General features: G+C 68.6%; 18 protein-coding genes and 1 pseudogene. 9 read left to right on the forward strand and 10 right to left on the reverse strand.

The window, feature by feature from the left end:
• Nucleotides 1-27 precede the first annotated feature (27 nt).
• Nucleotides 28-2,001, forward strand: coding sequence for a PTS fructose transporter subunit IIABC (locus B4U46_RS03360; protein ID WP_079423933.1), 1,974 nt, complete (start codon nucleotides 28-30; stop codon nucleotides 1,999-2,001).
• 562 nt (nucleotides 2,002-2,563) lie between these two features.
• Here the strand turns inward: B4U46_RS03360 and B4U46_RS03365 are convergent.
• Nucleotides 2,564-3,040, reverse strand: coding sequence for a cupin domain-containing protein (locus B4U46_RS03365; protein WP_079423935.1), 477 nt, complete (start codon nucleotides 3,038-3,040; stop codon nucleotides 2,564-2,566).
• A gap of 908 nt (nucleotides 3,041-3,948) precedes the next feature.
• Here B4U46_RS03365 and B4U46_RS03375 point away from each other — a divergent pair.
• The gene (locus tag B4U46_RS03375) at nucleotides 3,949-4,434 is read left to right on the forward strand and encodes a hypothetical protein (protein WP_237292593.1); all 486 of its coding nucleotides are present in this window, start codon (nucleotides 3,949-3,951) and stop codon (nucleotides 4,432-4,434) included.
• Between the two features lie 175 nt (nucleotides 4,435-4,609).
• Here B4U46_RS03375 and B4U46_RS03380 read toward each other — a convergent pair whose 3' ends face one another.
• Nucleotides 4,610-5,542 (reverse strand): hypothetical protein, encoded by a 933-nt coding sequence (locus B4U46_RS03380; RefSeq protein ID WP_079423937.1) that lies wholly within the window; start codon nucleotides 5,540-5,542, stop codon nucleotides 4,610-4,612.
• 14 nt (nucleotides 5,543-5,556) lie between these two features.
• Nucleotides 5,557-6,411 (reverse strand): papain-like cysteine protease family protein, encoded by an 855-nt coding sequence (locus B4U46_RS03385; protein WP_159402063.1) that lies wholly within the window; start codon nucleotides 6,409-6,411, stop codon nucleotides 5,557-5,559.
• 1,339 nt (nucleotides 6,412-7,750) lie between these two features.
• Between B4U46_RS03385 and B4U46_RS36230 the strand changes: the two are divergent.
• Nucleotides 7,751-8,158, forward strand: a pseudogene (locus B4U46_RS36230) (transposase); the annotation flags it as partial.
• 1,065 nt (nucleotides 8,159-9,223) lie between these two features.
• Here B4U46_RS36230 and B4U46_RS03405 read toward each other — a convergent pair.
• Nucleotides 9,224-12,469, reverse strand: a complete 3,246-nt coding sequence (locus B4U46_RS03405) for a NucA/NucB deoxyribonuclease domain-containing protein (protein WP_159402064.1) — start codon at nucleotides 12,467-12,469, stop codon at nucleotides 9,224-9,226.
• Between the two features lie 294 nt (nucleotides 12,470-12,763).
• On the opposite strand from B4U46_RS03405, the gene B4U46_RS03410 reads away from it, so the two are divergent.
• Nucleotides 12,764-13,387 carry a DUF6461 domain-containing protein gene (locus B4U46_RS03410; RefSeq protein WP_079423945.1) on the forward strand — a complete coding sequence of 208 codons (624 nt, stop codon included), beginning with the start codon at nucleotides 12,764-12,766 and terminating at the stop codon, nucleotides 13,385-13,387.
• 840 nt (nucleotides 13,388-14,227) lie between these two features.
• On the opposite strand, the gene B4U46_RS03415 is transcribed toward B4U46_RS03410, so the two are convergent.
• Nucleotides 14,228-14,695: a tyrosine-type recombinase/integrase gene (locus tag B4U46_RS03415; RefSeq protein WP_159402065.1), complete on the reverse strand. Its 468-nt coding sequence runs from the start codon at nucleotides 14,693-14,695 to the stop codon at nucleotides 14,228-14,230.
• 101 nt (nucleotides 14,696-14,796) lie between these two features.
• Between B4U46_RS03415 and B4U46_RS03420 the strand changes: the two genes are divergently transcribed.
• Entirely contained in the window at nucleotides 14,797-15,858 is a 1,062-nt protein-coding gene (locus B4U46_RS03420; protein WP_167747559.1) for an IS630 family transposase, read from the forward strand.
• Between the two features lie 156 nt (nucleotides 15,859-16,014).
• The gene (locus B4U46_RS03425) at nucleotides 16,015-18,063 is read left to right on the forward strand and encodes an RNaseH domain-containing protein (protein WP_079423948.1); all 2,049 of its coding nucleotides are present in this window, start codon (nucleotides 16,015-16,017) and stop codon (nucleotides 18,061-18,063) included.
• A 501-nt stretch (nucleotides 18,064-18,564) separates the two neighbouring features.
• Here B4U46_RS03425 and B4U46_RS03430 read toward each other — a convergent pair.
• The 4 genes from B4U46_RS03430 to B4U46_RS03445 form a co-directional block, all read right to left on the reverse strand.
• Entirely contained in the window at nucleotides 18,565-19,377 is an 813-nt protein-coding gene (locus tag B4U46_RS03430; RefSeq protein WP_079423950.1) for a class I SAM-dependent methyltransferase, read from the reverse strand.
• 524 nt (nucleotides 19,378-19,901) lie between these two features.
• Complete coding sequence (locus B4U46_RS40580; protein ID WP_079423952.1) at nucleotides 19,902-20,651, reverse strand: DUF317 domain-containing protein; 750 nt, start codon at nucleotides 20,649-20,651, stop codon at nucleotides 19,902-19,904.
• 16 nt (nucleotides 20,652-20,667) lie between these two features.
• Nucleotides 20,668-20,973 carry a hypothetical protein gene (locus B4U46_RS03440; RefSeq protein ID WP_079423954.1) on the reverse strand — a complete coding sequence of 102 codons (306 nt, stop codon included), beginning with the start codon at nucleotides 20,971-20,973 and terminating at the stop codon, nucleotides 20,668-20,670.
• A gap of 40 nt (nucleotides 20,974-21,013) precedes the next feature.
• A complete protein-coding gene (locus B4U46_RS03445; RefSeq protein WP_079423956.1) occupies nucleotides 21,014-21,376 on the reverse strand; it encodes a DUF317 domain-containing protein in 363 nt (120 codons plus the stop codon).
• 408 nt (nucleotides 21,377-21,784) lie between these two features.
• On the opposite strand from B4U46_RS03445, the gene B4U46_RS03450 reads away from it, so the two are divergent.
• Nucleotides 21,785-22,255: a hypothetical protein gene (locus B4U46_RS03450; RefSeq protein WP_079423958.1), complete on the forward strand. Its 471-nt coding sequence runs from the start codon at nucleotides 21,785-21,787 to the stop codon at nucleotides 22,253-22,255.
• A 122-nt stretch (nucleotides 22,256-22,377) separates the two neighbouring features.
• Here the strand turns inward: B4U46_RS03450 and B4U46_RS03455 are convergent, their stop codons facing one another.
• A complete protein-coding gene (locus tag B4U46_RS03455; RefSeq protein ID WP_079423960.1) occupies nucleotides 22,378-22,698 on the reverse strand; it encodes a DUF6087 family protein in 321 nt (106 codons plus the stop codon).
• Between the two features lie 228 nt (nucleotides 22,699-22,926).
• Between B4U46_RS03455 and B4U46_RS03460 the strand changes: the two genes are divergently transcribed.
• Nucleotides 22,927-23,937, forward strand: coding sequence for a hypothetical protein (locus B4U46_RS03460; protein ID WP_079423962.1), 1,011 nt, complete (start codon nucleotides 22,927-22,929; stop codon nucleotides 23,935-23,937).
• Nucleotides 23,938-24,250: 313 nt separating this feature from the next.
• A complete protein-coding gene (locus B4U46_RS03465) occupies nucleotides 24,251-25,078 on the forward strand; it encodes an SDR family oxidoreductase (protein WP_079423964.1) in 828 nt (275 codons plus the stop codon).
• Nucleotides 25,079-25,245 lie beyond the last annotated feature (167 nt).

Below are 25,245 nucleotides of genomic sequence, written 5' to 3' on the forward strand. Positions count from 1 at the left end.
TCAGCCACCAGTTGAAGGATCGACACGATGAGCGACACCAGCGGACTGATCACACCCGCACTCGTTGATCTGCATCTCGCCCCCGAGGACAAGAGCGAAGCTCTCCGCGCCCTCGCCCAGCGGCTGGTCGCCGAGGGCCGGGTCACCGACCTCGACGGCTTCCTCGCCGATGTCGCCGCCCGCGAGGCCCAGGCCCCGACCGGGATGGGTGAGGGAATCGGCATTCCACACTGCAGATCACCCCATGTCACGCAGCCGAGCCTGGCCTTCGGCCGCAGCGCGAGGGGGGTGGACTTCGACGCCCCGGACGGACGGCCCGCCGACCTGATCTTCCTGATCGCGGCACCGGCCGGTGCGGACGACACCCATCTGCAGATCCTCGCCGCGCTGGCCCGCCGCCTGATGGACCCCGCTTTCACCGGCGCCCTGCGCGATGCCGAGAGCCCGAACGCGGTCGCGGCCCGGATCAACGGAGAGGAGGCGCCGGCCGCCGCTCCGGAGACGGCCGCCCCCGGCGGTGGGCTGCGGCTGGTCGCGGTGACATCCTGCCCGACCGGCATCGCCCACACCTACATGGCCGCCAAGGCCCTGGAACTGGCCGCCGCCCGGGCGGGTGCGCAGATCCAGGTCGAGACCCAGGGCTCGGCCGGGACGACGCCGCTGGCCCCCGAGATGATCGCGGCCGCCGATGCGGTGATCTTCGCCCATGACGTCGAGGTCCGGGACCGCGCCCGCTTCGCCGGCAAGCCGACCGTGGACGTGGGCGTGAAGGCCGCCGTCAACCGCGCCGACGACCTGATCTCCCGGGCCGCCAGGCTGGTCACCGAGACCGGCGGCGGCGCACGTGCCGCCGCCGCACCGGTCGCGGCACCGAGCGCGCCGGCGGGCGAGCACTGGGCCCAGCGACTGCGCACGTACCTGATGACGGGCGTCAGTTACATGATCCCGTTCGTCGCGGCCGGTGGTCTGCTGATCGCCCTCGCCTTCGCGATCGGCGGCTACCAGATCGCCTCCGCCCCGTCCGTACTGGGCCACTTCGAATGGACCTCGTCGCACAGCTGGGCGGCGATGCTGTTCCAGACCGGCAAGGCCTCCTTCGGCTTCCTGGTCCCGATCCTCTCCGGATACATCGCCTGGGCGATCGCGGACCGGGCAGCACTGGCCGCCGGGATAGCCGGCGGTGCCGTCTCGGTGGCAGTCGGCGCGGGCTTCCTCGGCGGCATCGTGTCAGGTCTGATCGCGGGCTTCCTGGTGCTGTGGATGATCCGGTGGAACGTGCCGCAGGCGATCAAGGGCATCATGCCGGTGGTGGTGATCCCGCTGCTGTCGGTGGGGGTGGTCGGCTTCGTGATGTTCGTGGTGGCCGGCTCACCGATCGCCTCGGCCATGCACGGCCTGACCGACTGGCTGAACGGCCTCTCCGGCTCCAACGCGATCCTGCTCGGCACGCTGCTCGGCGCGATGATGGCCTTCGACATGGGCGGTCCGCTCAACAAGGTCGCCTACACCTTCGCCGCCGGTGCGCTCACCGCCGCGGGTACCACCCCGGACTCCGGCAGTCTCAAGGTGATGGCCGCCGTGATGGCCGCCGGTATGACCCCGCCCCTGGGCATGGCCTTGGCGACCGTCGTCCGGCGTCGGCTGTTCACCGCCGAGGAGCGGGAGAACGGCAAGGCTGCGTGGGTGCTCGGCGCGTCGTTCATCACCGAAGGTGCGATCCCGTTCGCGGCGGCCGACCCGCTGCGGGTCATCCCGGCCAACATCGTCGGCAGCATGACCGCCGGCGGCCTGGTGATGGCCTTCGGCTCCACCCTGCGGGCCCCTCACGGCGGAATCTGGGTGCTCCCGCTGATCGGCAGCCCGTTGCTGTACCTGATCGCGGTCGCGGCGGGCACGGCGGTCACCGCGGCGGTGGTGGTCGTGCTGAAGGGGATGCGGAAGCCCGCCGCCCCGCCGGCCCCCGGCTCCCCCGTCGCCGGACCGGAGCTGGTCGCCGCCTGACGGGAGCCGCCTGATGGGAGCTACGGAACCGGGGAATCCCCGGTTCCGTAGCCGCCCGCGTGAGCACTTCCGCCACAGGAGCCTTCGAGTTCCGGCCGTGGCGGGGGCGTCCGGACGGCCACCACCCGCCCGGCCGGTCCCGGCCGGCCATCACCTCAGGCGTCGATCACCGCCAGAAGAGTGCCGCGAACAACCCGGCCGCGCTCGGGTCGATCCACCCGCCCCGCCCGGACGGCGTCCCGGCAACCGCTCCCCCACACGGCGAGCAGCTCCGGCGCCGGTACCGCACATTCTCGTGCCGGTGCCGCGATCGGGCAACGGGCCTCCCGGCCGGGGCGCTATCCCGTGCGGTCCCGCTCGGTGAACGTCCCGTGGCCTGCGAAGGCGAGTCCTACGGTGTCCGAAGTTCCTCTTTCGGCGTGGAGGACGGACAGCAGAAGGCCGTCGTATTCGCCCTGGCGGATCGTGTGCCGGAAGTTGATACGGATTCGGCATCCGCTCCATAGCAAAGCCCCAGGTCAGCGACCGGGGGCTTGTTTGTTTCCTGGGCCCCCGCCGGTGGTCAGGCGTGCTTGTCCGCGGGGTGGCGGGTGGGCTGGACCGACCAGGCCGGGGGTTCGTCGTTGCCCGAGTCCTCGTCGCTTTCCGCGTCGGCGAAGGTTGCGTGGATCTTGTCCGGGGCGTGGTGGACCGGGGCGTAGACGGCGTAGAGCTGCATGGGCTCGTCGCCGGTGTTGGTGACGTTGTGCCACGTGCCGGCGGGTACGAAGACCGCCCAGCCGTCCTCGACCTCCTGGTCGAAGTCGAGACGGTCCTTCGCGCTGCCCATCTGGACGCGGCCGCGGCCCGCGTCGAGCCGGAGGAACTGGTCGGTCTCCGGGTGTGCCTCCAGGCCGATGTCCTCACCCACCGGGATGGACATGAGGGTCAGCTGGAGGTACTTCCCGGACCAGGCGACCGAGCGGTAGTTGGCGTTCTCCAGCGTCGCCTGCTCCAGGTCGAAACTCTGAGGCTCGGGCCCGATGTCCTTGATGTTCATGCTTCTCTCCCGGTCGACGGAGGTGGTACGCGTGCGGGCGCAGGTCTTGCGCCGGGCCAACCCTTCCAGACTCACCGGGGTGTTGTGGCCCGACGCCAGTAACACTCGAGCCGGGCTGTCACGGGCGCCAGGACGCGGGGGCGGCCGCGCCCTCGCCGCGCAGCCGGGCGAGGGCCGGGCAGGAGTCGAGGTCCGGGCGGGCAGGTCCAGCCCGGTCGTCAGCTCCGGAGTGAGCCTGCGCAACAACAAGGCCGGCGGGGTCGACCGGATCGCCCGAAGCCCCGAATTCACCAACCGCATCCGGCAGTCCATCATCAGCCAAAGCCGCTTCCAGATCGAGCACTGATCCACCAACGCCCTCAGCCGCCGCTCGCTTCGCCAGTCAGCACGGCCCCCGCCCGCACCATCGTCAAGAGCATCCATCAGCCCGCAGGACGAAGGGATCTCATCCCGGCCGCCGGTCATGGGTAGCGCCTCGGTTCGCCGGGGCGCTCGAAGTAGAAGCCCCGCGGCCCTTCGGGTTCCGGGGCACCGTCACACAGGCAGGGCCGGCCCCCGCCCTCCACCAGAGCGCTGCCGTCGAGGAGGAGTTTGCCGTCGAAGCGCCGCCCGACAGAGCCGAACAGGTACGTACCGCGGCCGAGCCGCATCAGCCCCGCGACCACGCGCCGCGGCGGGACGGGCAGTCCACCCGACACCCGCGGGACAAGTAGGAACAGCGCGGGCGAGGCACTCCTCGGAGCAGGTCAGTTGACCCATGACGGGCATTTCTGCATCCCCCGGCAACAGGCCGTGCTGACTCCGGCCTTCTCCTTCGCCCCGGGCGCTTCGTACCTGCCGTCGTCTGTGGTCTTGGCGTAGCGGACCTTGACCGCGAAGTCGACCTGGCGGCCGTTCTTGATGGCCGATTGCGTCGCATCGAGTCGATGCTCGGCGGTGCGCTCTTCGACCGGCGGAGGGCCGGAGCCACGCCCACGGCCTTCGGCGAACTGGTGCCGGCCCGGGCCCACGCCGTCCTGCCGGGCATCGACGCGCTCCTCGCCGACACCGCCCGGCACTTGGCGTCCCCGGACCGGGTCCGCGTCGGATCGGTCGGCGCGCCCCTCATCGGCCACCTCGTGCTGGCCATAGGAACGTTGCTGCCCGACACCGAGGTCCTGGCCGCCGGCCGCCTGGAGGCGGCGGTCACCCCCGGCGTCACCGTCCGCCCCCTCGCGGGCAACCCGCTCTGGTACCGCCACGAACTGGCCTGGCACCATGACGGCCCGCTGGCCCCCCACGGCGACGCCGTCCTGCGCACGGTGGCGGCCGGCTACCTGGAGACCTGCACCGCCAGCCCGGTCTACGCGGACTGGCGCCGCCGCCACCCGGACCTGGCCCAGCCCTCCGCATGAACAGCAGGTCAGGCACCCCTTCGCCACCTGCCGGGCAGCTGTCGCTGCGGTCATCACCCGCGCGACAACGACGCAGGGGGAGACTGGGCTTCGGTCCTGCGGCGCAGTGCGCGCTGACCTGCGTCCGCTGCTTGGGCGCCGCGCACGGAGGGGACCCGGCCCTCATGGGGTCAGGTCAGCGGAGGGCCGCCGTCTGCCGACGGCGCACGTACACCACCGCACCGCCGATCGCCGCCAGCGCTGCGGCCGCGGTGGCGGAGACCGGCTGCCACGACGCCTCGGCCGCCGGTGTCCCGGATGCGGCGGCGACCTGTTCCGGCTGTTCCTCCGCGAGGCCGGCGAACCCGCCGGCCAGTCCCTTGCGGTCGTACTCCGAGCCGGGCATCTTGTCGCCGTAGCGGCTGGTGACCAGCTTCTGGTAGGCGGCGAGGGTGACGCCGCGCTTTCCGCCGAGGCCGGTGGTCGCTTCCTCGTTGAGCGGCTCGACCATACCGTCGGCGGTGAGCCGGTACCAGGCGTGGATCTGCGGCTCGGTGAAGGTACGGGCCTGTGCGGTGCCGCGCTCGGCGAAGCCGACCTCGGCGTCTCCGTCCCGGATGCCGGCCAGCTGCCAGCCCTCGGCACCGACGTTCTGCGGGCCGCTTCCCGTCGTAGCGGCAGCCCCCTTGGGTGCGAGCAGTACGGCGGCGTTCTTGCCGTCGGAGGCGGTCACCCGGGAGGCCAGGTAGGAGAGCCGGATCGCGGTCTGCGGGGTCGCCGGGGCCTTGCCGGTCACGAACTCGGGGCTGATCTCGAACATCGGCACCGGGTCCTTGAGAGCGAACCCCGGCGGCGCGGCGACCGCGGCGGGTGCGTTGCCGGGGGTGCCGACGGTGCCGCCGTCCGCGCCGGTGCCCGTGCCGTGCTGCCGGGCCGAGACCAGGAAGCGGGAGACCGTGTCGCGGAGTTGGTCGCTGCGGACGGCCTGCTGGGCGGACGGGTAACCCGCGATGCCGTCGCCCTCCGCAGCCTGTGCAGGAACAATTCCGCTCAGGGCCGCGGCGAGCGCGGCCGTGGCGAGGACGGCGGCCCGGACTGCCGTGTGCTTGGTGTGTCGGGTGGTCTGCATGGTCGGTCTACTCCTCAGCCCTGGATCCCGATGCGGGAGTGGGTCCACTGGAACGAGTTGTTGTTCACGTAAGTGGCGTGGTTCCACCAGGTGTAGGTCTGGGTGGTCTGCCACGGGTCCCCGACCGCGACCATGTTGGTGGCGCTGTCGTAGCCGTAGATGACGTTCATGTGACCACCGCCGGTGCGCCAGCCGATCCGGACGGCGAACGGCCGGCCTGCGGCTATCTCGGCGACCGACTCGCTGAACGAAGCGTTGCGATACAGGCTGCGGCCGCTGTTGCTCAGCCCCAGCCTGGCCAGGCCGTTGGCCATGTCTTCCAGCGTCGCGGGCTGGTTGTTGCAGTCCACCCAGGAGCCCTGGGCGGCGAGTTGGCAGAACTGCTCCTGGCTGACGGAGCGGCCCCAGTGCTTGGCGATGGTCACGCCGGAGGCGTCCCAGCACCACTGGGTCCTGACCTGCTTCTGCATCTCGATGTTGAGCGTCTTCACGGTGGTGGGGGTGGGTTTCGGGTTCGGCGTCGAACCGCAGACCGGCAGGGCCGTGGTGTTCTCGTTGATGAAGGCGTCAGCGATGTAGTACGAGCCGGTGTAGATCCACCGCGGGTTGTTCTCCACGGTGTCGCCGGTGGTCCGGCAGGACATCTGGATCCTGTCGCCTACCTTCGAGGAACCGTTCACCTGGGCCGAGAGGGACGGCTTGGCCCGGTGGTTGACGGACGTGTAGTTGCCCTGGCCGCCGATGACCGTGCCGCTCACCACATCGGCTTGGGCGAGCGCACCGAAGCCGAACAGCAGGCCGCCGGAGAGTGCGGCGGTGACCGTGGCTGTCAGCGCCTTCTTGCGGCGGGACGCGCGACGTTTGTGCATCATGCTCCTTGATCTGAAAATGCGGGAACTTGCTTGCCCGGCAGCCGGATCGTCCGGTCTGCGCGACAGATACCGAAGGGCGCCTGGCTCGGCGGTGGCACCGTCAGGTGATGGCAAGTCAGCCCACTGGCTGCCACCACGGTGGTGCGGTGGAGGCGTGGTGCTGTGAGGGACCGGCGGACGGCCGCAGGGGAAGGTGACCGTGCGCCGGCGGTTGATCAGACGGTCGGAGGTCAGCCGACCTTCTGGACCGTCCAGACCTGCGTTGCGCGCCCGTCGGCGCGCTGGAGGTCGAGCAGCCGTGCGCCGTAGTGCGGGCGGTTGCTCACGTGGTCGGCGCGCAGTCCGCGGCCGTCACGTAGCGGATGTGTCGGATGCCGCCTGTCTCCTGGGTGCTCGCCGCGTGGATGAGGTCGGCGTCGGCCGCCCACTTGCGGAACGAGGTGAGGCCCGGAGTACCGATCGCGGTCGGGGCCGTGCACGTAGCCGACCTGGACGCGGTTGCCGGTGCTGCCGTCACCGTCGCACCGGGCGGTCTGCCCGGCGGGCCCGGCGGGCACGTCCTGAGGACGCCCGCTGACTTCGGCGGCAGCCACTTCGCCGGCCTCCGGGCGGGCCGGAGCGGCGGCCGGTGTGGGGACGTCCGCGGCTGCGTACGACTGAGCGGGGGTCCTTGCCTGGGCATTGTCGCCGAGCGCTAACACCGCGGCCGAAGCCATGGCGGTGGTGGGGAGTAACAACCGGCGGGGTGTGCGTCGGCGTTCGCCTTTCTCTCGACGGTAGGCCGTCATGCGCACCTCAATTTCTGCGACGGAGGAGTGGGTGCACGGAAGCCTGCCAGACGGGCACGGTGGAGAATTCGGACAAACAGGAATGGGGTTCGAGATATCTGACTGTTACCTTGGTGGCCGAATCTGATGATCTATCAAGTAGCTTTAAAATACGGCAAGTTGCACGCATGGACACGTGCAGGTCCAGGCCATTTCGGTGATGTCGTTATGGAATCGAGATAACCAGGCGAGGCTTGCTGACGGAAATTCAGTCAACGATTCACCTAATTACTACCGGACGAATTTCCCCTGTTACGAGCGGTAAGGAATCCCTCGCTCCGCCCGAGGGTGACAACTCGGCGATGCGAAGGGCTTTGATGCGCGACAGGTCCAGCTGCCGACGGGTCGCACGGCCTGGGGTCGAACTGACCCCCTATGCCCGGACGTTCGTCGCGCATCCCCTCGCTCCCACGCCCCCGGCACGGGTGATCGGCGTGGGCCGGGCCGCGTGTCACGGCCCTGGAGTCCAGACCGTGTCCTATGTGTGGCGATGGGTCGTTGGGCTCGGCATGGGGCGGGGTACGTGGAGTTGGATTGTTCCGACGGGTTGTGGGAGACCGCCAAGCCGCTGATCCCGCCGTCGAAGGTGCGGCCGCAGGGCGGCGGTACGCAGGACACGCCTGACGAGACGCTGTTCGCGGCGATCATCTATGTACTGGTCTCCGGGTGTGCCTGGCGGGCCCTGCCGCCCTGCTTCGGGATATCGAAGTCGACCGCCCACCGCCGGTTCCTGATCAGGTCGAGGGCCGGAGTGTGGGGCCTGCCGGACGCGGCCGGACTGCCCCTCGTTGTCCGGCGTCTCGGCCGCCAACACCCACGACAGCCAGGCCCTGAAGCCCATGGTCCTCGGTCACCAAACGAGAAACGACGCCCACCGCGGCCGACACTTCAAACCCCGGACACTGCATGCCGGTCGGCTTCGGGAGTCAGTACCGTCCCTCCAAAACCGGCGGAATTCTGCACATCCGACACGATGTGGATGGGCTTCCTCCGGGGGCAGGGAATGAGCAAGCGGCGGTCGCGTGGTGATCCGGCACACAAGATGGCCTGCGATTGTGATGGTCTGCCACATATGCCGCTGACCTAGGGACTTCTACGTTGTGGCCACACCCGACGTCCCCGCAGACCCCCTGGAAGTGGTGCACATGGTCTCCCCCGCAGCGAGCAGAACGAGCCCGTCCGGCATACGGAGGATCGTCGCCGCCAGTCTCGTCGGGACCACCATCGAGTGGTACGACAACTCATCCGATCGACGCTATGACCTGGGGCTTCCCTGTCTCTGACGACCAAAAGTCAGCACCGAACCAGCACCGGAGTGAGCCAGGAGCTGAGGGCGACGGCCAGGCGGCGGCCCGATCCACTACGCCAACAGGCTTTCAGGAGAACGGGATCGTAACCGCCTGCAGTCAGTGGGGCGGCTCGCCGCTGTAGGGCCCGACACTCCCCAGCAGACACCCGGACGCCCCAGCAATGAGACGGGCAGACCGCGCCCCTCCATCGGGCGTGGAGGGGCCCTCATCGCCCGACGCGGTCAGGCCGGGTCAGCCGTGCAAAGCCGCCGTTGGCCGCTGCACAGCCAGCCTGCACACCCTCGCCCCCAGCCCCCGGGCAGGGCGGCGAGGTCGTCGGCGCTCTCGTCCGTGCCCCAACCCGACACCTCGTCCTCACCGAGGACATCGTCGGCCAGGTCTAGCCTCCCGCGGCGGCCGGCCCCCGTCACGCGGTCGAGTGCGGGATCAACCGCCTCAAGAGGAACCTGGTGTCTCAGGGATGCCGTGGCTCGGGCCCCGCCGAAGGCAGGGCCCGAGCACTTCAGTGAGGCCAAGGCGACGGCAGTCCGCGGCCGATGGTATCGAGGCCCGGAGACCCACAGCCCGTCCGCCGAAAGGGGCAACGGGGTGCCTCGCCTGGAACAATGGTCCAGGCCATCTCACGCAACTTATGGATGGCCCTGACTGCCGCGGCTGGAGCCTTGCGTTCGGTCAGTAGGCGATAGTTGTCACGGTGTTGTTGGCGGCGTTCCAGAAGGCGTAGCCGTGCTGGAAGTCGGTCCGGCGTCCGCCCGAGACGGCGTACTCGCCGCTGGTAGGGTAGCCGAGCCAGCTCCGCTCCCAGCCGAGCGATGCCCACCGCTTCCGGATCTCCCCCAGGACCTCGTGAGCCCCGGTGCCGGGCGTCCAGTAGACGGAGTTCTCCCAGCCATCGGTGCGGCGGAAGTGGTTGTAGCGTCCGACACCGTCGGGGGTGGTGTTCTCGTCCGTGGTCGGATAGCCGAGGCCGCCCTCCCAGCCGAGCGCCGCCCACTTCTTGCGGATCTCCCCCATGACCGCGTGAGCGCCGGTGGAAGGGCTCCAGTAGACGGAGTTCTCCCAGCCATCGAGCCGACGGAAATGATTGAAGGCCCCGCCCCCGTCCGGAGTACCCGACTCATCGGTCGTCGGGTAACCCAGCCCGCTCTCCCAACCGAGCTCGGCCCACTTGTCACGGATCGCCATGCGTACGGTATGCGCTCCGGTGTCCGGGCTCCAGTAGATCGAGGCGCCGTTGGTGAAGTGGTTGAAGGCTCCGACCCCGTCCGGGGTGCCCGACTCATCGGTCGTGGGGTAGCCCAGTCCTCGCTCCCAGCCATAGGCGGCCCACTTGTCACGGATCGCCTTACGGACCGTGTGGGCGCCGGTGTCGGGTGTCCAGTAGATCGAGGCGTCGTTGGTGAAATGGTTGTAGCGCCCGACACCGTCAGGCGCGGCGCTCTCGTCCGTGGTCGGGTAGCCGAGGCCCTGTTCCCAGCCGTAAGCCGCCCACTTCTTACGGATCTCACCCATCACCGCGTGAGCACCGGTCCCCGCAGTCCAGTAGACGGAGTTCTCCCAGCCGTCGAGCCGGCGGAAATGATTGAAGGCCCCGACGCCGTCCGGAGTACCCGACTCATCGGTCGTCGGGTAACCCAGCCCGCTCTCCCAACCGAGCTCGGCCCACTTGTCACGGATCGCCTTACGGACCGTGTGGGCGCCGGTGTCGGGTGTCCAGTAGATCGAGGCGTCGTTGGTGAAATGGTTGTAGCGCCCGACACCGTCAGGCGCGGCGCTCTCGTCCGTGGTCGGGTAGCCGAGGCCCTGTTCCCAGCCGTAAGCCGCCCACTTCTTACGGATCTCACCCATCACCGCGTGAGCACCGGTCCCCGCAGTCCAGTAGACGGAGTTCTCCCAGCCGTCGAGCCGGCGGAAATGATTGAAGCGTCCCACCCCGTCAGGGGTGATCGCCTCGTCGGTGGTGGGGTAGCCCAAGCCCTGTTCCCAGCCGAGTGCCGCCCACTTCTTGCGGATCTCGCCCATGACCGCATGGGCTCCGGTCCCGGCCGTCCAGTAGACGGAGTTCTCCCAGCCATCGGTGCGGCGGAAATGATTGAAGGCCCCGACGCCGTCCGGAGTACCCGACTCATCGGTCGTCGGGTAACCCAGCCCGCTCTCCCAACCGAGCTCGGCCCACTTGTCACGGATCGCCTTACGGACCGTGTGGGCGCCGGTGTCAGGGCTCCAGTAGATGGAAGCGTCGTTGCTGAAGTGCTGGAAACGCCCCGTGCCGTCCGGGGCGATCACGTCATTGTCCAGCGGGTAGCCCAGACTCGCGGGCCCGCCGCGCTCCTTGTACTTGTCCAGGATCGGACCGCACACGTCGGCTTCGCCGCCGGAGGGGGTGTCGAACTGCTCGCAGCGCCCCCACGTCTCCATCCCGGGCAGAGGAGCCGGTGCCCCAGGCGCCGGAGGGATCGCCGGACCGGTGATCGTTACGTAGAAGCGGTCGTCCTTGATGATCCGCTGCGTGCGGTAGAAGTCGCCCAGGACCCGGCCACCCGCCTGGTTGTCGGCTTCCGGCAGGGCTCGGACCGAGAAGTTCGTGTTTCCGCGGGGTATCTGGGCGCCCTGCTGGGTGCTGGCGAACGGGTACTCGTCGCAGTCGTAGAGATGGGTGTTGGTCGCGGGATCGTACTGCGCGTAGTTCGCGCCGAAGACGCGCGTGCAGGTCCTGGTTGAGCGGCCCCGGTTCTTCTTGATCGCTGAGGCATCGCCCGGCGCGAGGCGGGTCAGCGGGACCCCGCTCTGCACACTCCCCGGGATCTTCTTGCCTGCCACTTTGGGTTCCGTGGACTCGGGCCTGTACTGGGCGTCCCAGATGTGCTGGGCCGAATACTTGTACTCTCCAATATTCCGGTCCATGATGAGCTCTTCGACGACATTTTGGAAGACGCAGCCGGCCTTCGGTCCCCCTACCTTGGGGTCCGCGTCGCAACGGAACTCGTTGTCCGCGAAGACGTCGCCGACGCCCCGGTAACCGGGCATGCTGACCCGGACGTAAAACGGGAAGTCGGCTATCTCCCCCTCCGGGGCGCTCGGCGGACTCTGGAAGGCCGGCGGGTTGAACGCGGCGAACGTCAGGCCGTTCCGCTGCCAGTTCGTGATCGTGTCATCGAGCCCGTTCGTAGGTTCCGCGCCGCACGAGTACGGGCCCGCCGTGCACCCGACGTCGATGCGCAGGAACGCGGTCGGATCGGGGGTGCCGGACTGCTTCCAGTCGTCGACGAGGATGTTGAACGTCACGCGGCCCTGGGTGTCGTAGGAGACCCTGCCGATCGTCGTGACCCGGAAGGTGTACTTGCCGACTTCCTCGCACTCTCCCGTCGAGCAGACCATACGCTTGGCCTCTACTCGCTGGACCTGGCACATGAACCGGTGACTGACCACCAGCCCGCGGTGAAACTCGGCCGACGGGCGCTTGCGGCACTCCTCGACCGAGAGGTCGGGCACCGTGCTGGAAGCGGCTCCCGCCCCGGCGAGCGCCTTGGAGCGGGAACCGGTGGCCGCCCGGGCCGTAGCCGCGTCCGCTTCGGCAACTGCCTTCCGGTCGGCGAACTGCTCGGATGTCTCCTTGGGTATGGAGGTACCGGGGAAGAACTCCAGCGGCTGCCGGCCTGCCAGTTGCGGATCCGGGACGGTGCGCAGGATGTTCACCGGGCCGCTCGCGCCGGCCGGTATCTCCGCGGCACCAGCCGCCGGACTGCCGGACTGGGCCGAAGCGCGAGGTGCTTCCTCATGCGGCAACGTGGCCGTCGAAGCGTCCGGCGGCCGGGCGGTCGCGGACGGGGCTTCCGGGATCGCGGCGGGGCCGGGGGCGGGCGATGCCGGCCGGTCGGCCGCGCCGTTCGCCGAAGCGGCGGGCCCGACCGTGGTCACCTCTTGCGCACCGCCTACTTGCTGCCCACCGATCGCGCTGGAGGCCGTGGCGACGGCGCCTCCAGGTGCGAGAACGGGCAGCAGGATCGTTAAAGCAACGAGCCAGGCGAGGGCACCCCGCCGCGTACTGAACCTGCGTCTCACACGTCCCCCTTAGGCTGTGCTGCGGGCGGCCTGTGCCGCCGAGCAGCGGATAACCTAACGCCTAGTCAGCTAGCGTATGGCCACTGTGACCTGTTCCTGTGGGTGCAGGGAAGAAGCGGATACTTGCCGCCAAAGAGTCAGGAAGACCGGATGGGAATCGGATACCAGCCCTATATATGGGCGGAAAACGAAGGACTCAACTACGGCTGCCTCACCTTCGTCCGGGGCAGGAATCCGGCCGAAACCGCCCGCTACTACGGTGCCGACCCCCGAGCTGCGGTACCCCTGACCACGCACGAGCGCCGCACCCACCCAGCGTTCCCGGACCTGGTGAGCTGGATCGAGCTCGGCGAGTGGACCGTGGCGTTCGAAGAAGAGCGATCCCGCGGCTCCGATCCCAGCCTGCTGGGCCAGCTGTCACTCGGCACGGAAGCCGTCAGCATCCACACCAACGTTCTCGCCCACTACCGCTTCCGCTACGCAGCCGACGGCCAGACACTCACGTATTTCGACGCCCTGTCCCCCCATACGCGCCACGGTACTGAACCCGACCGCTTCGTGGACGCCATGCGCCTCATCGGCCTCGACCCGGACATCCCGCCCGACCTTGAGGAACTCGACGACGACCCTCAATATGTCGAGTACACCCTCCCCATGCTGCTCGCCCTCACCGAGCACGTCACCGCCATCCGCCTGAAGCCCGAGTTCCTGGATACCGCTCTGACCGCTGTGACCGGTCGAAGCAACCGCTCCACACTCCGCAGCTCACCGTAGCGCCCCGCCCGTCATCGAACGGACCGCCACCACCTGCCGGCATGCCTGACCAGGCGGCGGCCGACGGGTTCTTCGCCATGTTTCCGCGGCGGGCGGCGCAGCGCATGTCGTCGAGGCTGCCAGTGCGCGCGAAACGGCGGACGGTGGAGCGGTCCAGCCACGGTGTCCGGCCGATCGCGGCCAGGAACCTTCCCTCAGTCAGCAGCGCCTGGACTGCCTCACATCTTCACGTCTCGGAGCCACCAGGCGCCGGGGCTGGCCCATGAACGGCGAGGGTGCCGTCCGGCGGGACGAACGGCACGGCCACCGGACTAAACGGCTCCGGCGCGACCAGGCCCCTCGCGGTTGCCTCCGCCATGACCGCGGTTCGCCGCGAACGCGGCCTGGATGCACCCGTAGCGTGAGCCGACCGTTGTCTCTAGCATCCGCGACATTCCGCCACAGATGCCAGGCGTCGGCGATCTGCACCGTCTGCAGGGCACCATTCCGAACCCTTCCGCATAGGCGCCCCAGCTTGGCTCTGCGCCATCAAAGGGTCCCCGACGGAGCCGAATTACGTGACCGCCGGCATAGCCCGTCAAGCGGCCCAGGCCGCTGGTTACGGGGCGGGGCGACTGTGGGTAACATCGGCGTCGCTCTCGTCGGACCACTGGTCGCCTGCCGCGAGGTAGCGGAAGCCGTGGTGGTGTGCGCTGGCTGGGTGACGCTCGCGGCGTGGGTGCCGCCGCGGGAGGCGAGCGGGCGGGCGGCAAGTCCCACCCACCGAGGCGAGCCCGCTCCAGGCAGTGGCCGCGACGACGCCGTTCCTGCTTGACGTGGCCGGGGGTCGGCTTGGCACGCTTACGCCGCCTCGGTCAGCGCCTCGAACGACAGAGGCAGCGACAGCTCCACGTCGAGCGTGAACACCGAGTCCATGACCACGCGCAGACGCTGTGGCGCGTCCGGCATCACGTGCGCGTACGTCTGATAGGTGATCTTGGGGTCGCGGTGTCCGAGCCATTCAGCCATGTCGGTCACCGGCACGCCCTTGGACAATCCGGCCGAGGCGAAGAAGTGCCGGAGCCAGTGAGGTGTGATCTTCCTGGTGATGCCGGCGGCCCTCTTTGCCGTCCGCCACAGCCTGTCCACAAGGGAGTACATGAGAATGTTGGTACGACCCACGTTCGAAAACAGGTAGTCACCCTCGATCCGGTTCAGCCCGGTCTCGACACGGTAGGTACCGTACTTGTCGATGTGGTCCCGGATCTTGGCCGCGATCGTGGTCGGAATCGGGACCCCGCGCCCTTCATCTTGATCACGCCACTTCAAGTGGCGGATGCAGTGCGCTCTCCCCCGCCCCTTGGTTGCGGCTTTCTGTCGTCGGGTCCTATTGATCCGAAACGGTTGGGGTTCTGGGTCGTTGTAGTGGTGTGAGTGATCTGGTGGGGGACGCGCGGCACCTGTCGCCGACGGCGCAGGAAGCGTTGCGGCTGCGGGCGGTGGCCGCGCTGGTGGAGGGCCGCGACCGTGCGGAGGTTGCGGCGGTGTTCAAGGTCTCGCTGAAGGCGGTGGACGGCTGGTGGGCGAAATGGCTGGCCGGCGGGCGTGATGCGCTGACCGCTCGCCCGCGGGGCAAGCGCGTGGGCGAGCATCAGGTGCTGTCCGAGGCCGAGCAGGCGGCCCTTCGCCAGGCGGTACTCGATCACCGCCCTTGTGACCTTGGGTTATCCGGGCAGCTGTGGACGCGTGGCCAGGTCGGCGTACTGATCGCGAAGTTGTACCGGGTGCGGCTGACCGAGCCGGGGGTGGGCAAGTACCTCAAGCGGTGGGGGCTGTCGTTCCAGCGGCCCGACAAGCGGGCGGTCGAGCAGGACCCGGAGGGGGTGCGGGTCTGGCTGGAGGAGACCTGGCCGGCGATCCGCGCGAAGGCGAAGGCGGAGGGCGGCGAGGTCCTCTTCGCCGACCAGGTCGGCATCCGCTCCGACCAGGTCAGCGGCCGCACCTGGGGCGAGCGGGGCCGCACCCCGATCGTCCGGCGGACCGGGAACCGGATCTCCGTGAACGCGATGTCGGCGATCAGCACGAAGGGCCGCATGCACTTCATGGTGTTCACCGAGAGCTTCGACGCGAACGTGATGTGCCGGTTCCTCGACCGCCTCGCCGGCCACTTCGACCGCAAGATCCACCTCGTGGTGGACCGGCATTCAGCCCACCGGTCCCGCACGGTCCGCGACTGGCTGGCCGATCACGCCGACCAGGTCGAGCTGCACTTCCTGCCGTCGTATTCGCCCGAACTCAACCCCGACGAGCTCGTCAACGCAGACCTCAAACGGAGCCTTCCCGCGAGCAGCAAAGCCCGTACCCAGGCCCAACTCGCCAGCGAGACACGACGGTTCTTCCACCGCCGTCAGCGCCAGCCGCACATCGTCCGCGGCTACTTCCACGGCCCGCACGTCCGCTACACCCTCGAAGAGAACCCTTTGAGTTTCTGATCAATATGGAGCAACACCTGGCTCGCCGCCCGTGGTGAAACCCTCGAAGACACCCCCAAGCCCGACCAGGAAGACGACGCCTGGAAGAAGGTCACCCGATACGCCACCCTCCGGCTCGACGTCAGTATCAACTCCCACCCCGGCCTGACACACCCGGTGGCCGTCGTGCAACCTTCCGTCTCCCGGCTGAGCAACACGCTGCGCAACGCACGGACAGCCTGGTTCGAGCCCCGCAATGCCCAAGGCCCCCTCCTCAACCTCGAGCTCGGCGGATACGGCGAGTACACCCACCTCAACCACACCACCCGTCTGGCGCTGGACGCGTGGACCCGCTTGCACGGAGAATCCGTCTTCCCGCGTGACGAGGACAATGAGTTCCTCACCCCCGCCGCCCTCGACCTGAGCGGCCCTCCCGGCAAGCTGCGCGCCCTCGTACCCTTCGCCACGAGCTACCCGGTCGGCAGGGGCCTGGGCATGTACGGCCAACGGGAACTCGCCCGCCACGTCAGTACCGCCCTCGACCAGTCATTGGTCAAGTGCGCACAGGTCGCGGGCCGACGCCCCTTCGGCAACCGGCGCACCACCATCGAAGGCCGCGACGCGATCCTGTGGGACGACGAGAACCTGCCGCACATCATTGCCGCATCCGGCTGCCGGAAACTGCGCATCCTCGCCCTCTACAAGAGCCAGGACATGCGCACCCGCATGCAGTCCCTGCTGGCCTACCACTTCAATCGCCCCGACCTTGCCGCCAGCGGCATCGGCGAGCACAAGGTCGTGCCCCTCAACGAACACGTCGAGGTCCTCTTCCAGTCAGCACCGGAACTCCTGGCTCACGGCGAGCACCACGATCAGCGCCCCACACTCGTCAGACAACTCCACGGCCTCGACGCCCCCGAGCACACCCGCCTTCTCGCCCTGTGCGAAACCGAGTACGACCCCAAAACTTGGGCCCGCCAACGACGCGCCTCGAAGAAGACCGACTCCACCGTCGTCAACCCCGACACCCTCGATGCAAAGCACCGAGTCAACGGCGAGCTCGCCCGACATCGAGTCCTGGCACAGTTTCTCACCCTGTACAAGCCCGGACGACGCAACCCCCGCAAAAAGGAGCGCGAACTCAACACCGACCTCGAACTCCTGGGCCTGGAACTTCAAGGCCACCACCGCGGCCACATGGCCGTAGCAGACCTGTCCCGCGTGGCAGGCCTCGTACACCCGCGACTGACCAAAGCACTCGCCTCCGGCCCCAACGGCCTCAAGGAGCCGCTCGTCCACGTCGGGCTCCACCTGCGCCAGCAGCGCGGTGAACGGCACGTAGGCACCGACGAACCGAAACTGATGTGGACCCTCGTCGCCCTCGTTCCCCACGGCCCTTACTGGCGAACCCTCGCATACCTTCCCGCCGAGCACGCCGGCCCTGGCACCTGGCGCGACTACGCCACCGCCAACCACCAGTTCCGGGCCAGGCCACTCCCGGAAGGCAGACGCCGCGATGACCTCCTGCCCCGGCACATCGACCACGCACTCTACGACCTGGGCAGGCACGCCGGCCGATCACAGGGATACATCCTGTATGTCTCCGGAGCCGAAGCCCGCAGCATCTGGCCTCTCCTCGCCAACAAGAACCTGGGAAAAAGGCCCGACGCCGCCGGCCTCATCAATGGGCGGCCGGCGCTGCCCGGTTTCACACTCGCACCCGACCAACGCCCCCGAGCAGTCATCCGGGTCACCTCAGGAAGCGACAACGTGGCGAGGCCAGCCCTCATCGAACGCCTCCGCCACGACCCGGAGCACGACGAAACCTGCACCGAGGAAGGCAAGCTCGCCACCGGCCTGTTCCAGATGGAAGACGCAGAACAGACATTCATCCTGTGCAACCTCCCCCACCAGTTCACAGGAGGCGCACGCTACGCCCGAGCAGGCGAGTCCTACACCCGGTGGGGCAGCAGCGACCCCAAGGAACAAGCCGAAACCTGGTACAGCCACACGGCAACGGAGATCACCGTGCTTCACCATCCAGCCGACCAGGCCCTGCTCACCTACGGCCTCACCGCTGCCCGTCTTTGTGACCACGCCCTTCACTGGGAACACCGCACCCAATACCCCGCACCGATCCATCTCGGCATCCAGATGGACAAGAACCACCCGGAGTACCGCCGGACAGTCGACAACCCCGACACCGGCGATGAGGCAGAGACCTAACCCACGAGGCAGCGCGAAGCCCAGCTGTGCACCGCACAGCTGGGCGGCACCTCCCGCATCGACACATGATGCGAAAGAGGCGGTACGGGTCGCCACGGACCCGGAAGACCCCGCGGAGTGGAACCACTGGCTCGAGCACCTGGTCGACGGCGTCCCCGTTCAACTCGTACGCCCCATCGACACAGACCGCCCCTCCTGGGCCGCCTACGAGAACGCTCGGTACCTGGGCACACTCCATGCCCAGATCGACCTCGACGGACGCTGGCACGTCCAGCGGTTGAACGAGCGCCACCTCAGCCTCGACGATGCCGTCCGCGCACTGCGCCGCCCCGATAACTAGCTAGGCAAGGCAACCGAACACCTACACATGCCGCGCCGCGACGCTGGTGCTTGGTGCACCCGGCAACGCGGCACGGCAGGACGCTGGCCGGGAGACGCCGATGCGCCGCGACCCTCCCCCAGGGCGACGTGTTCGGCGTGGACGCCCGGACGAAGCCGGAATCAGCCACGGGCGAAAGCCAGCATGTGGGCCGAGGAATCCGTCAGGGCCGGGTATGGCTCGGCGACACGTGCAGCAGCGAGCGCCGCCTCGTACATGGGGGTGCCGATCAGGTCGATGCCCGCGTACTTCGTGATCGCCTTGACCGCGACCCAGCCCGGCCCCTCCACCCCGTAGACGGTGTGCTCGGCGAGCCCTGCCTCCGTCAGCTCTTCGCGGAGCTCGGCGGAGGTCTGGAAATAGGCGTGGGTGAACCCGCGGGAACCGGAGTAGCGGCCTTCGTCGAGGGTGGTGCGCACACCGTCCTGGATGGCGCGCTCGGCGATGCCAGTCGTGGCAATGTAGTCAAGCAGCGGGCTGTAGCGGCTGATCACGGCTGCGGCGAGGAGGCCTCCGGGCCGCAGGACGCGGCGGGCCTCGCGCAGGGCGGCGAGCCGGTCGGACTGTTCATGCAGGTGGTAGAGCGGGCCTAGGAGCAGGACGACGTCGAAGGAGTCGTCGGCCGCGGTCAGGGTCCGGGCGTCGCCAAGTTCGGTGGTGACGCCCGGGATTTCGGCGGCCTGGGCGATGTGCTTGGCGACGGGGTCGATGAGGTGCACGGTGTGGCCGTCCTCGGTGAGCCAGCGGGCGTGGGCGCCGGGCCCGCCGCCGACGTCGAGGATCCTCGCGGGTGCGGGTGGCAGATGCCGGCGTAACAGCTCCCGGGTGCGTTCCAGTTCGAGCATGCCGGTGGCCGTGGTGTGCAGGCGTCCTGCTTCGTCGGACTGGTCGTAGAAGGTGATGATCTCCGGGCGAACGGGCTGGAAACTGGACATGGGGTTCCCCTTGTCGGTCGGATGGCGAGCAGGCTAGGGCACTGCTCGAACTGATCGCCTCGCATTTCTGGCCGGCGCGTCCCCTCGCCATGCCACGTTTCCTGCCTCGGACGCCCCCGGATGGTGTCCCGCCTCGTCGGCAAACGCGACAGGCCCGGGACTCCCGTTGAGGGAGTCCCGGGCCTGAAGTCGTGAGTGCCGAGAGGTCGGCATGCCGTCCGGGCCCGCTTTGTCCAGCAGACCGGGTCGGCACCGTCATTCGCACGCGTGCCGTCTACGGGCGTCGTCGGGTACGACTCTGAGACTGGCCGTGCAGGTCCATCCGCAGGTGCAGACAGCTTCCCAGGTAGCGCGGCCGGTGCAGCCATCGCTGCGGGGATAGCCGCGTGGGGAAAGACGGTGCCGGTCGGGGCCGACGGTCGGGCATTCGGTGCCGTCGGGGTGGTAGGCGGTCAGTTTGGGCAGGCTGCGCGGCAAGGGATCCCTCCAAGACGTACGTGCAGGTGGTGGGTTGGTGTCGGGGTTCAGTGAGCCCGGGTGAGGATGAGGCGGCCCTCGGTGCCTTCGGGCAGGGTGCGGCGCAGGACCGGGGCGGGTGAGGCAAGAGAGGCGGCGAACGCGGCGACGAGGTCGTGGGGGACGCTGGGGCTGAAGGTGGCGGCCCACTGGTACGGGGCGCCGAGTACGGGTTCGGCCCATACCTGCCAGCCCATGAGGTCCGGGCGCGGGTCGGCATCCTGGATCTCCGCCGGGGCGGGTCCCCAGGTGAAGCCGGCCGACAGGCCGGGATCCCAGGCGGTGGTCTCGGGCCGGTCCACATCGCGGGCCCAGCCGAGCGCGGTCAACGCGTCGAGGACGGCCTCGGGGCCGTCGTAGTTGAGGGCCGGGTCGGTGCGTGCCTCGACGGCGAGGAGGAAGTCCGCAACGGCTTCGTGCGGGGTGCCTGCGGTGAAGTAGGCGTTCCACTCGGCCAGCGCGCTGTCGGCGGCGGGTCGGGCAGAGACCTGCCAGGCGACGGGGAGGTTCCCGAGATGGAACAGGTTGTCGGTCAGGATCCATTCGGCACCGCACAGTCGGCCCGGGCTGAGGAACAGCCAGGTGCTGCGGGCGGTGGTCCAGCTGGTCCAGCCCGCCTCCGTGAGCAGGCCGGTGATCCGGTCGGCGAGGATGCCGTCGTCGCCGGCCAGGTGGCGGGGGGTGACCCAGTACGCCGGGCCGGCGGGGTTGGGGGTGGACGGGTAGCGGGGGTGGTGCGGGTTCAGCAGCGCCTCCAGGCGGGTGCGGTACGGGTCACTGGTCGGCGCCTTCAGTGCCGGTGGCGGGGCGACGGCGCCGCGGGGGTGCCCCGGTGGGCTCGTGCCATGCCAGGTCCACGGCGACCGCAGGCGGAACAGGGCCGAGTTGTTCGCCGCGTTCGGCGATGTAGACGACCGTCCGCCCCTGTGTGTCCATGGTCGCGGTGATGCCGGCGATCGTGTGCTCCAGCGGGAAGAGAGGGTTGATGGCCAGGCGCGCAGGTGCGCTGCGGTCGAAGGCGGACAGGCGGTCGATGACCTCGCCGACGGTGATCTCGCGATCCAACAGGTTCTCCTTCATGAGCAGAGTGGGGCCGTCTTGCGGGCGGCCCGGGCGCTGTTCAGCCCAGGGTCACGGGGCGGGAGGTGACCAGTACGTGCGCGACGGCGGCCGCGACGAGCTCGGCGGGCGTGTCGACGTCGAACGAGACGTGGTAGCCGGGGAACTCTGCGGGCCCGGTGACCGCGAGTTTCCAGCCCTCGCCGTCGGTGCCGGGGCGTCCGGTGGGGAACCAGCCAAGGTAGAAGCGGCCGTCCTTGCTGCTGATGTGGTGATCGGCCCGGTCGTCCACGATGAGGTTGAAGTCCTCGGCGTTGAACTGGTCGATCACGCTGGACGGCTGCCCTGGACCGACTTGCCAGGAGCGGAGCCTCAGCGCCTCGATCGTCGTGGCGAACCCGTGTTTCGAACCTTCCGCAGCCATGAGTGAACACCTCTCTGACCTGGGGTTTCTTGGGAAGGTGTCTACGTTGACATCGGTTGCCGCGCTCCACCAGTCCTTTGCCTCTCTTTCCTGTCTGCCCCAGGCGAACTGGATCCCCCGAGGATCTGTGGGATCTCAGAAACCACGCCGCATTCTCAGCATCAGCTGCATACCAGCGCCATTTATGGCGTGGTCCGGAGACCTGCAGTTCACTGCTTACTCTTTCGGAGGGTGCGGGCCGGGTCCCGGCAGTCGCTGTCGACGACGACAGGCATCGTGGCTGTGCAAGGCATCACCCGGGCTGGGAGTGCGCCGTGGCCGAACGGTCTTGCATGCCACCCTGATACCGATAGCGGTAAAGGGGGAGATTCCCCCCGCAGCATCCCCCGATTCCGCTAGAAGGGGGCCATGACCAAATTCGGTGAACCGTGGCTGGTCGACGCGATGTGGCGGGCGACCGACCTGACACGTGCCTACCTCTCCCAGAACCGGGCCCACATCGAAGGGTGCCTCGCGGACCTTGACACAGGCCGAATGGAGCGAGTGCTGGCCTGGCTGGTCCTCGACCACGACGAGCTCTTCGACCGGCTCGGCGAGCCGCCGATGGCGGTGCGGGAGATCGACGCGGTGGCAGCCTTGTCCCCCCTGGAGAACGAGTTCGCGACGACGTCAGCTGTACGCCGAGTCGCACTGCGGGAGACGGGACTCACTGCCGCAGTGGGGGACCTGGCGCTACCCGACCAGGTCCACGCGGTCTCAGTCTGCACCGCGGTCATGGCGCTGCAGGCCCTTGGCCGTGTCAGCGCGCTAGATGAAGTCGACGCGAAGGCCGTGGAGTACGAGCGGATGGGTTATCCGAGACCCTACCCAGTCACCTGAGCCTTGGTCCCCGACTCCTGGAAAAGGAAGAGTCGGGATGGCACAGGAGGGCAGACTTGTGTGCTCTGAGGTCCGGCCGCGGAGTGAGAGGCGGGCGGCGCAGTCGAGTCAGCTGACCTGCTTCACGGACTGGGCTTGCGGTGGCGTCCGGTACCCGGAGCCAAGGGGTTACGCCCCATAACCGGGCCGGTCGCCTCGGCCTGGTCTGCGGGCGTTCTTTCCGGCGGCGGGTAGAGGGCGAGCCGGGCCGCTGCGTAGTCTTCCACGGTCATGAGCGGCTGCCAGGCGAAGCCATCCCACTCCAAGATCATGCGCGGGGCACCGGGGTCGATGTGGGCGGCGCGCTGCGGGCCGGTGCCGAGGGTGATGGCCTTCAGTTCGCCGGGCTTGCGCAGACGCCCTTGCCGGCGGGCAGCCCAGCGTTCGAGGGGTTCGTCGGTCATGGTCGTACCTCCGTGAGGGGCAGCACCCTACCGAAGTCGGACAGTCAGCCGCCCCCTTCTCCCAGGATGGAAGGAGGCGACTCCAATTCGGAGCGCCCAACTTTACCGAGTGTTACGGGAGTCACTGGAATGGGTGACGGCTGGGAACTAGTGCCGTCTGCCGATCGTCTTGCTGAGTCAGTGGCCTCGCGTCCATAGCCGAGGCCTGATTTCCTGCGGAGGCCAGCCTTGCCCAAGCCTGTAGGCAGGTACGTCTACTGGTCCGAGAGGCTCGTCGGGGAGGTGATCGACGACAACGGGATTCGACTGAACCCTCGCGTCAAGCCCGCCTTGAATCTTGGTCTGGCCGGGAACGGCGTCAATCTCGCCAGCCGGGACCGCGAGAACACCACCTTCGACATTGCCGAGAAGCTGAAGGAGAAGCTCCGCAGGTCCATCGTCACGGACCTCGACGCCCCGACTTCCGGGCAGTACGTCCAGGGAGCGGGCTGGGCCGAGGTGGCGGAGTTCCAGCGGTGGGGGTTTCCCGAGCACCGCCTCCCGGGGCGGACCACCCTGACCCACATACAGACCGTCACTCAGCAGAACCACCGTGTCGACCTCTGCCTGTTCGGGAGTCTGAAGAACCTGAAGGGCTACGCCGTCCCGGAGGAAGACACAGCTGGCGGATGGACCTCGTCGAATGCTCCGTTGATCGAGGAGTTCATGTCCCGCATTGGCGCGGACGCGAGCGCCAGGAGGGGACCTGCGTATTCGCTCGACGACGAGGAGGCCGCTCTGGAGATCCTCAAAATCTCGCTGACGCAGGGCATCTACGGAGACCCGGCTGATCACCAGGGACGTCCCGAAACTCGCGGCTACACGATCATGGGGTTCGACGCGACTGAGTACGTGGCCGTCATCTACAAGGACGTGACGCTCACGCCGAGCCGATGGAACCTCCGAGGCGACCCGGAGCTGGAGGGCGTCAGCCGCATCCTTATTGGGGCTCCATTGTGGATGCGCACGACGCGCCAAGACAGCATCAAGGTGCACTACGGAGAGAACAGGGTGTTGGTCCCCAGCGTTTGGGACCGTCGGAATACGCCTGCCATTGCTCCCGCCCCCGAGCGGACTGCGGGGGATCTCCCGCAGTCCACCCAGCAGGACCCCATGCCCGGCCAGGCCCCACACCCCGATCTCGACCCGGCAAACGTCACTGGATCTCGACGCCGACGCTTTCGAGGCAGCCCAGGCTGATCCAGGCAAGGGCTGCGAGCATCTCGGCCTGACGGCGAGACTGCGCTGTGAGCACGTGGATTCGCCTACGGGTTCTTCCTTCAGCTGGCCACCGCGATCACCACAGTCCGTAGCCTCATCCGCAGGACCTGGTACACCCATCGCTGGGACACTCGCCCCACCAGCCCCCGCATCCGGTAACCCCCAGCTCGCCGCCTACTGGCGGACGCTCTTACAGAGAAGGGCCTCGGCGATCGGAGGTGCGGCAGTTCGCGGTGATGGGCATCTCCTGTTCCGCCGCGGACTGCGTACGATTCCACTACCGTGTCCTGGCATGACGGTGTTGATCATCGGCGGCAGTGGATTCCTGGGCACAGAGCTGCTGCGCCAGGCGAGGACCGCCGGTCGCTCAACGGCCGGGACGTTCAACTCCCGCCCCGGCGAAGCCCCTGGCACATCGTGGCACCACCTGGACCTCCAAGGCCACCGGCGTATCGACGAAGTCCTCGACGCGGTGCAGCCCAGCGTGGTGATCAACTCCTCCAGCGGGAACAGCAACTGGACGGTCACCGCCGACGGCCCGGGCCGTATAGCCCAAAGCACGGCGAGGCGGGGCATCCGCCTCGTGCACGTCTCGAGTGACGCCGTGTTCTCCGGGAACCGCGGCTCCGGCTACGACGAGACGGTGCTCCCCGATCCGATCACGCCCTACGGCGCGGCGAAAGGGGCCGCCGAGACCGCCGTTCGCCTCCTGCACCCTGCCGCAGCCATCGTGCGGACCTCGCTGATCATCGGGAATGGCGGGTCTGCCCACGAACGGGTGGTGCACGAACTGGCCGCTGGCACAAGGTCAGGAGCCCTGTTCACGGACGATGTGCGTTGCCCGGTGCATGTCGCCGATCTGGCTGCCGCGCTCTTGGAACTCGCCACCTCCCGGGTAGCTGGCATCGCCCATGTCGCTGGCTCCGAGGCCCTCACCCGGTACGCGCTCGGTGTGCTCATCGCGCGGCGTGACGGCCTCGACCCCTCGCTGCTGCCCGTCGGTCGCCGGGCGAATACCGGGCTCCCGGGAGCCCTCGACGTGCGTCTCGACTGCCGGGCCACGCAGAAGCAGCTGAGTACCCGATTCCGTGGAGCCCGCGAGTTCCTCCGACAGGGCTGAGAGGGGCGGCTGCTAAGAGCAGCCTGGAGCGGAGACGCACGAAGGCTCCAGGAACCGGTCGGGCTCGGTTCCTGGGGCCTTGGCGTTGGTGATCAGTTCTGGGTGGTGGTCCGGTCAGCCGGTGGCAGGCGACGAGACGGTACAGGACCCCTGCCCGGTGCGGGCAA

This window comes from Streptomyces katrae (assembly GCF_002028425.1).
Lineage (GTDB): Bacteria > Actinomycetota > Actinomycetes > Streptomycetales > Streptomycetaceae > Streptomyces > Streptomyces katrae_A.